Genomic DNA, 8,314 nt, shown 5'->3' on the forward strand with positions numbered 1-8,314 from the left:
GCCCAGCGCCGCCAGCCCCAGCACCACCATCACCCACAGCATCAGCCAATAGCCGCCGGCCGCGCTCCACATCAGCGCGCCGAGCCACGGCGCGATCGCCTGCATCAGCAGCACCGGCGTCATCATCAGCCCGTTCAGCGTCGCATAGTGGTGCCGCGAGATCAGCTCGGGCATCGCCATCGCCCGCAGCATCGTGTTGATGCCGTTGGCACAGCCGTACAGCACCGCGGCCAGCATCAGCCATTTGCCGTGGCCCAGCGCCAGCGTCAGCAGGCCGAGGCACATCACCAGGTAGACCGGCATCGCGATCCGCACCGGCTGTCGCGACGGCATGCGCGCCATCGCCAGGCGGCCGATCACCTGCGCCGGCCCGATCAGCGCCGCCACCATCAGTTGCTGGCCGACCGGCAGCCCCTTCTCGTTGAGCATCGGGATCAGGTGCGCGCCCAGCAGCGAGGCCACCACCGCCAGCGCGGTGAAGGCCAGCACCACTGCCCAGAACACCGGATCGCGCAGCGCGAGCGTGGCAATGCCCGGCGAGCCCTTCCCCAGCGGCGACACCGGCTGCACGCTGGCATAGGTCGGATGCGGCGTGAAGCGCAGCCGCGCATGCAGCGGCGCGCAGACCAGCAGGTTCAGCGCGGCGAAGATCAGCAGCGTGCCGCGCCAGCCGATATGCAACACCAGCCATTGCGCCAGCGGAATGAAGATGGTGCTGGCAAAGCCCGCCACCAGCGTCACGATGACGATCGACTTCTGGTAGCCGTCGCCATAGGCCTGGCGCAGCACGACGAAGGCCGGCTCGTACAGCGTGGTCGCCATGGCCAGGCCCAGCGGCACCCACATCAGCAGGAACAGCGTCGGGTTCGGCGTCCAGGCCCACAGCATCAGTCCCAATCCCGCCAGCACCGAGCCGGTGCCCATCACCCACCGCGCCGGCGCCCGATCGAGCAGCCGGCCGACGGCGAACGAGCACAGCGCCCAGACCAGCAGGCCGAGCGAATAACCGCCCGCCAGGAAGGGCTTGCCGTAGCCGAGCGTGCGGCTCATCGGCTCGATGAAGACGGTGAAGGCGAAGTACAGCGTGCCCCAGGAAATGGTTTCGGTCAGACCGAGTACCCAGGCCAGATGGCGGGGCGGTTCGGACCAGGGGGCGGATTGGGACTGTGGTTCGGTGGGGCCGGCGGCGTCGCTGTCGGCCGCCATGCCGGGGGCGGAGCCGGCGGTGTCGGGGCGGGGACCGGAAGAGAGGTCGGGTGTCGTCATGGCATGCGCCGGGAAGGCCGGCGCCGTGGCCGCCGATGCGATGCCGGCGGCGCATGGTTTGGGGAATCCCGATTGTAGCGGCGGCTCGCCGCCGCGTGCGCGGGGCGTTGCGCGGCGGCATCGCGCGCTCACCGGGCTTCGTGCCTTCCCCACGTATTCACACTTCCCGCGGGGCGTTGGGCCTTCCCCGGCCCTTCGCACTTCCCCCGGGACTTTGGGCCTTCCCCGAGCTTTCGCGCTTTCCCGGAGCCGTCCTCCGGGCCTTCGCCCCTTCCCCCTGCCGGGCCTACACCCTGGCGTCGGGCGGTCCCTTCAGCTCGACCACATTCCCATCGGGATCGCGCAGGTAGATCGACGGCCCCGTGCCTTCGGCGCCGTAGCGCGATTCGACCGGCCCCGCCTCGACGCCGTGCGCGCGCAGATGGGCGGCGATGGCCTGCGCATCGAAGGGCTCGACGCGCAGGCAGAAGTGGTCCAGATTGCGGCCCTCCGGACCCGGTCCCGCGCCGCCCGCCTTGCCGAGCGGGCCGTCGAGCGTGACCAGATCGATCAGGCTCGCGCCGGCGCGCAGCTGCGTCAGCCCCAGCTTCGGCTGCTCGCGCTCGAGCGTGCAGCCCAGCACGTCCACGTAGAAGCGCAGCAGCGCGGGCACGTCGGCGCTGCGCAGCACCAGATGATCGATACCCCGGATCGACAGCATGGCGTCGGCTTGGCGGCGTTACAGGCGCCGCCCGTCGAACGGGATGACCTTCAGCTTGTCCAGGTCGATCCCCTCCAGGCAGCGCGCATTGACGGCCGCCGTCGGCTGGCCTTTCGGATCGATGGCTTCGCCGAACGGCCCGCAGCCGCACACCGGACAGAAATGGTGGGCGATCTTCATGGTGTGGAAGCGGTAGGTCGAGTAGTCGGACTCGGGCGTCTTCAGGTGGAACCGGTCGCGTGGCACGAACCACAGCAGATGGCCGCGCCGCTGGCAGATCGAGCAATTGCACGACAGCACGGCCTCGATCTCGCCCTCGACTTCGAATGCAATGCGGCCGCAGTGGCAGCTGCCCTGGTATGACATGGTGTTCTCCTCGGTTCGGTGGAAGGTGCCGCCGGTGCTCCAAGGGGGATGGCTTCGGCGCCTTGGCTTCGGCGACTTCGCTTCAGCGGGTTGGCTTCAGACTGGGGTTTGCTTCAGTATCCTGCCGGCGACTGTCGGTATCCTGACAGTGTAGCGGCATCAACCGATGTCACAATGCCGCAATCCCCAGAGCGCATCAGCGCCGACCCCACCAGGAGACCACCATGAGCGAATCCCACCCCGCGCCGCGTGCGCGCTTCAGCCATATGGAACAGGGCACCCGCGAGGACTGGGCCGCGATCTCGGCCGAGTTCATGCCCTATGCCGCGGCGCTGCCGGACCGCGTGCTGGCCCATCTGCGGCTGCTCGACGGCGACTGCGGCGGCTTTCCGGTCGACCGGCTGACCCACAGCCTGCAGACCGCCACGCTGGCCCACCGCGACGGCCGCGACGAGGAATACGTGGTCTGCGCGCTGCTGCACGATATCGGCGACACGCTGGGCAGCTACAACCATCCCGACATCGCCGCGGCGATCCTGAAGCCCTTCGTCAGCGCCGAGAACTTGTGGATGGTGGAAAAGCACGGCGTATTCCAGGGCTATTACTTCTTCCATCACCTGGGCCTGGACCGCAACCTGCGCGAGCAATTCCGTAGCCAGCCCGAGCTGTTCGAGCGTACCGCCGAGTTCTGCGCGAAGTACGACGCCGCGGCCTTCATGACCGACTACGACACGCTGCCGCTGTCGTTCTTCGAGCCGATGGTGCGGCGCGTGTTCGCGCAGCCGAAGAACTCGATGTATGTGAAGAAGGGCGAGGACAAGCTGGCGCAGGTGGAGTAGGGCGGCAAGCTGACTCGGAGAATAGGCGCCCCTCTCCCGCTGTGCGGGAGAGGGCAGCACACCGCAGGCGAGATCAGCCTTTCAAACTCACGCCGCCTGCTGCCCCGCCTGCGGATTCCTGAACTGCGCCAGCAGCGTCTGCCAGCGCGAGCGCGCCGCCTTCAGGTTGTTGGCCTTGACGTGGCCGAAGCCGCGGATGTCGTCCGGCAGATTGGCCAGCGCCACCGCGGTGCCGTGGTTGGCGGCATTGAGTCCCGCCACCAGTTCGTCGAGCAGCGCCCGGTATTCGCCGATCAGCGCGCGCTCGGTGCGGCGTTCCTCGGTCTTGCCGAACACGTCCAGCGGACCGCCGCGCAGTCCCTTCAGTCTCGCCAGCAGCTTGAAGATCGTCATCGTAGACGGGCCGAAGCGGCGCTTGATCAGGCGGCCCTGCTCGTCGTGCTTGGCGATCATCGGCGGCGCCAGCCAGAAGTTCAGCTGGTAGTCGCGGCCCGGCTCGCCCTCGAACTGGTTGCGCAGCTTGTCGAGGAAGACCGGATCGGTATAGAGCCGCGCGACCTCGTACTCGTCCTTGTAGGCCATCAGCTTGGCGAGGTTGCGCGCTACCGCCTCGGTCAGCGGCAGCGGCTTGCCGCTGCCTACCAGCGCGCTCTCGGCCGCGCGCACGCGGTTGACCGCGTCGCGATAGGTCTGCGCATAGGCGGCGTCCTGGTACGCGGTCAGGTGCTCGGCGCGATGGGCGATCAGCTTCTCCAGCAGCGCCCCCGACGAGGTCGGCAGCTTGACCACGTCGGCGCCCTCGGCGGTGCGCTTGAGCTCGCCGGTCAGCGACAGCACATGCTCGGGGTCATGCGCCATATGGCGGCCCCATTCGAACGCGGCCTTGTTCTTGTCGACCGACACGCCGTTCAGTTCGATCGCTCGCACCATCGCGTCCAGCGACAGCGGCACCCAGCCCTTCTGCCACGCATAGCCGAGCACCAGCGGGTTGGTGTAGATCGCGTCGCCGAGCAGCGCCACCGCCAGCGCGCTGGCATTGATGAAGTCGCATTGCTCGCCGACCGCGTTGCGCACGTCCTGCTCGGCCGACAGCCCGGGGAACTGCCACTTCGGATTGCGGATGAACTCGGCGGTCGGGGTTTGCGCGGTATTGACGATCGCGCGCGTGCGGCCCGCCTGCGCCTTGGACAGGACCTCGTCGGTGGCCGACACGATCGCGTCGCAGCCGATCACCAGGTCGGCCTCGCCCATCGCGATGCGCGTGGCGTGGATATCCTCCGGCCGCGCGGCGATCTGCACGTGCGACAGCACCGCGCCGCCCTTCTGCGCCAGGCCCGCCATGTCGAGCACGGTGACACCCTTCTGCTCCAGGTGGGCCGCCATGCCGAGCAGGCCGCCGATGGTCACCACGCCGGTGCCGCCGACGCCGGTCACCAGCACGCCGTACGGCCGCTGCAGCGCGGGCAGCGCCGGCTGCGGCAGCGGCGGCAGGTTCGCCATCGACACGCCGTGCGCCTCGGGCTTGCGCAGCTGCGCGCCTTCGGCGGTCACGAAGCTGGGGCAGAAGCCGTTCAGGCAGGAGAAGTCCTTGTTGCAGGACGACTGGTTGATCTTGCGCTTGGTGCCGAGCTCGGTTTCCAGCGGCTCGACCGACAGGCAGTTGGACTTGACCGAGCAGTCGCCGCAGCCTTCGCACACCGTGTCGTTGATGAAGACGCGGCGCGCCGGATCGGGGAAGCTGCCGCGCTTGCGGCGGCGGCGCTTCTCGGTGGCGCAGGTCTGGTCGTAGATCAGGATGGTGCAGCCCGGCACCTCGCGCAGTTCGCGCTGGATGCGGTCCAGCTCGTCGCGATGGTGAACCGTGACGCCCTGCGGCAGCTTGATCGCGCCGCTGTATTTCTCGGGCTCGTCGGTGACGATGTCGATCCGCTTGGCGCCCTCGGCGGCGACCTGGAAGGCGATGTCCTGCACCGACAGCTGGCCGTCGACCGGCTGGCCGCCGGTCATCGCGACCGCATCGTTGTACAGGATCTTGTAGGTGATATTGACGCCGGCCGCGATCGACGCGCGGATGGCGAGCAGGCCCGAATGGAAGTAGGTGCCGTCGCCGAGGTTGGCGAACACGTGCTTGTCGCCGGCGAACGGCGCCTGCCCGATCCACGCCACGCCTTCGCCGCCCATCTGGCTGAAGGTGCTGGTGCTGCGGTCCATCCAGACCGTCATGTAGTGGCAGCCGATGCCGGCCAGCGCGCGCGAACCCTCGGGCACGTTGGTCGAGGTGTTGTGCGGGCAGCCGGAGCAGAACCACGGCTTGCGCTCGGCGGCCACGCGCGGTGTGGCCAGCGCGCGCTCCTTGGCCTCGATCACCGCGATGCGCGCGGCGATGCGGGCGCGCACGTCGCTGGGCAGGTCGAACTTGTCCAGGCGCGTGGCGATCGCCTTGGCGATGATCGCCGGCGACAGCTCGTAGTGCGCCGGCAGCAGCCAGTTGCTCTGCGGGATCGACCATTCGCCGCCGGCATTGTCCTTCTCGTCGAACTTGCCGTAGACCTTGGGCCGGACGTCGTCGCGCCAGTTGTACAGCTCTTCCTTCAGCGCGTACTCCATGATCTGGCGCTTTTCCTCGACCACCAGGATTTCCTGCAGGCCCTCGGCGAAGGCGCGCGCGCCCTGCGCTTCCAGCGGCCAGACGCAGCCGACCTTGTACAGCCGGATGCCGATGCGTTCGCAGGTCTCCTTGTCCAGGCCCAGGTCGGTCAGCGCCTGGCGCGTATCGAGGTAGGCCTTGCCGCCGGTCATGATGCCGAAGCGCGCGTGCGGCGAATCGATTTCGATGCGGTCGATGCGGTTGGCGCGCACATAGGCCAGCGCCGCGTACCACTTGTAGTCGAGCAGCCGCGCTTCCTGTTCCAGCGGCGGATCGGGCCAGCGGATATTGAGACCGCCCGGCGGCATCGCGAAGTCCTGCGGCAGCGCGATCTGCACGCGGTGCGGATCGAGTTCGACGGAGGCCGACGATTCGACCACGTCGGTGACGCACTTCATCGCCACCCACAGGCCCGAGTAGCGGCTCATGGCCCAGCCATGCAGCCCGTAGTCGAGATATTCCTGCACGTTGGCCGGGAACAGCACCGGCAGCCCGCAGGCCTTGAAGATGTGTTCGGACTGGTGCGCCAGGGTCGAGGACTTGGCCGAGTGGTCGTCGCCCGCGAGCACCAGCACGCCGCCGTGTTTCGACGAGCCGGCCGAGTTCGCATGCTTGAAGACGTCGCCCGTGCGGTCCACGCCCGGGCCCTTGCCGTACCACATGCCGAACACGCCGTCGTACTTAGCGCCCGGGTACATGTTGACCTGCTGCGAGCCCCACACCGCGGTCGCGGCCAGGTCCTCGTTCAGGCCCGGCTGGAACACGATGTTGTGGCCGGCCAGGTGCGACTTGGCCTTCCACAGCGCCTGGTCCAGCGCGCCGAGCGGCGAGCCGCGATAGCCCGAGATGAAGCCGGCGGTATTGAGGCCGGCGGCGCGGTCGCGTTCCTGCTGCAGCATCGGCAGACGAACCAGCGCCTGCGTGCCGCTGATGTAGATGCGGCCGCGTTCGAGCGTATATTTGTCGTCCAGGGTAACGTTTGCGAGCGCGCGACGGATGGCGTCGCTGACCGGGGCGGTCAGGGGGGCATTCATATGTGCTCCTCTTCGGGCATGTTGTCGGGATCGCCGACACACTTCAGTGGTGGGCAGCCGCGCAGGCCTCTTGTGAAGGCGGAAGCGACCGTGTCTCTGCCCGGCATGGTAGCACCGGCGGCGTTGACACGGCACCCTGCGGCGCAGCATCCCGGGCCCCTTCCGGCTCGGCGATTTCCCGAATGGACAAGCCCTGGCGTGTACACTGCACTGCATCCAAGCCCGGCAGCGGGCGGCGTCCAAGGGATGCCGCCCGGGCCGCGGTGGTGCAACCCCCCACTGCTGGAGCGAGCGCTCCCCAGGACAACCGATGAATACCAATCCCCGCCAGGGCACCGCGACCCTGGCCGTTCTGATCGACGCCGACAATGCCGCTCCCGGCATCGTCGAAGGCCTGCTGGCCGAAGTGGCCAAGTACGGCGTGGCCGCCGTCAAGCGCATCTATGGCGACTGGACCAAGCCCAATCTGGCGGGCTGGAAGGAATGCCTGCTGTCGCATTCGATCCAGCCGATCCAGCAGTTCCGCTATACGGTGGGCAAGAATGCCACCGACAGCGCGATGATCATCGACGCGATGGACCTGCTGTACTCCGGCCGTTTCGACGGCTTCTGCATTGTCTCCAGCGACAGCGATTTCACGCGGCTGGCCTCGCGCATCCGCGAGCAGGGCCTGACGGTCTATGGCTTCGGCGAACGCAAGACGCCCAAGCCCTTCGTCACCGCCTGCGACAAGTTCATCTACTCGGACCTGCTGCGCGGCGACGTCGGCAGCGACGAAACCGACGAGGCCAGCGCGCCGGCCCGCCGCCGCAGCGGCGGCGAGCTGCGGCAGGACACGCGACTGGTGCGGCTGCTGCAGTCGGCCGCGCAGGCGGTGTCCGACGAGGAAGGCTGGACCACGCTTGGCAGCATGGGCACCCACATCGCCAAGCAGGCGCCCGAGTTCGATTCGCGCAACTACGGCTACGGCAAGCTGTCGGAGCTGGTCGCCGCGACCGGCCTGTTCGAGGTCGAGACCCGCAACGGCGGCAACAACAAGACCATCTGGGTCCGGCTCAAGCGGCGCGGCGAACAGCGCGGTGGCGAGCAGCGTGGTACCGAACAGCGTGGTACCGAACAGCGTGGCGGTGAGCAGCGTGGCGGTGAGCAGCGTGGCGGTGAGCAGCGCGGCGGCGAGCAGCGGGGTGCCGAGCAGCGCGGTACCGAACAACGAGGTGTTGAGCAGCGCGGTAGCGAGCAGCCAGGTGGTGAACAGCGCGGAAGCGAGCAGCGGGGCGACAGACAGGACCACGCGGGGCAGGGTGGCCAGCGTCAAGGCGGTCAGGGCCAGGGTGGTCAGGGGCGGGGCGGTCAGCGCGGACGCGGCAACGCGGCTCCGGCACCGGAACCGGCCGAAGCGGTGCCGGCCGTCAGCGAACCCGTGCCTGCGCCCGAGCCGGTGCAGTTCGACGAGCCGGCGGTA

General features: G+C 68.5%; 6 protein-coding genes. 2 read left to right on the forward strand and 4 right to left on the reverse strand.

Translation table 11 applies throughout. The features are described from left to right. The 3 genes from AC6EI8_RS21655 to AC6EI8_RS21665 all read right to left on the reverse strand — a co-directional run. The coding region (locus AC6EI8_RS21655) for an MFS transporter (protein ID WP_498382842.1) at positions 1–1,206 on the reverse strand (1,206 nt) is incomplete at its 3' end. Positions 1,207–1,552: 346 nt separating this feature from the next. Further along, complete coding sequence (locus AC6EI8_RS21660; RefSeq protein WP_149317556.1) at positions 1,553–1,966, reverse strand: VOC family protein; 414 nt, start codon at positions 1,964–1,966, stop codon at positions 1,553–1,555. A gap of 18 nt (positions 1,967–1,984) precedes the next feature. Then, positions 1,985–2,332 carry a GFA family protein gene (locus AC6EI8_RS21665; protein WP_265632954.1) on the reverse strand — a complete coding sequence of 116 codons (348 nt, stop codon included), beginning with the start codon at positions 2,330–2,332 and terminating at the stop codon, positions 1,985–1,987. A gap of 224 nt (positions 2,333–2,556) precedes the next feature. On the opposite strand from AC6EI8_RS21665, the gene AC6EI8_RS21670 reads away from it, so the two are divergent. Further along, the gene (locus AC6EI8_RS21670; protein ID WP_226107722.1) at positions 2,557–3,171 is read left to right on the forward strand and encodes an HD domain-containing protein; all 615 of its coding nucleotides are present in this window, start codon (positions 2,557–2,559) and stop codon (positions 3,169–3,171) included. An 87-nt stretch (positions 3,172–3,258) separates the two neighbouring features. On the opposite strand, the gene AC6EI8_RS21675 is transcribed toward AC6EI8_RS21670, so the two are convergent. Next, entirely contained in the window at positions 3,259–6,852 is a 3,594-nt protein-coding gene (locus tag AC6EI8_RS21675) for an indolepyruvate ferredoxin oxidoreductase family protein (RefSeq protein ID WP_150081964.1), read from the reverse strand. A 310-nt stretch (positions 6,853–7,162) separates the two neighbouring features. Between AC6EI8_RS21675 and AC6EI8_RS21680 the strand changes: the two genes are divergently transcribed. Further along, a partial coding sequence (locus AC6EI8_RS21680; protein WP_498382841.1) for an NYN domain-containing protein occupies positions 7,163–8,314 on the forward strand: 1,152 nt, incomplete at its 3' end.

This window comes from Cupriavidus sp. R6-3 (genome assembly GCF_059772245.1).

Excerpts from the sequence above, each read along its gene's own strand:
- AC6EI8_RS21660 (WP_149317556.1), bottom strand. The coding sequence starts at position 1,966 with ATGCTGTCGATCCGGGGTATCGATCATCTGGTGCTGCGCAGCGCCGAC.
- AC6EI8_RS21665 (WP_265632954.1), bottom strand. The coding sequence starts at position 2,332 with ATGTCATACCAGGGCAGCTGCCACTGCGGCCGCATTGCATTCGAAGTC.
- AC6EI8_RS21670 (WP_226107722.1), top strand. The coding sequence starts at position 2,557 with ATGAGCGAATCCCACCCCGCGCCGCGTGCGCGCTTCAGCCATATGGAA.
- AC6EI8_RS21675 (WP_150081964.1), bottom strand. The coding sequence starts at position 6,852 with ATGAATGCCCCCCTGACCGCCCCGGTCAGCGACGCCATCCGTCGCGCG.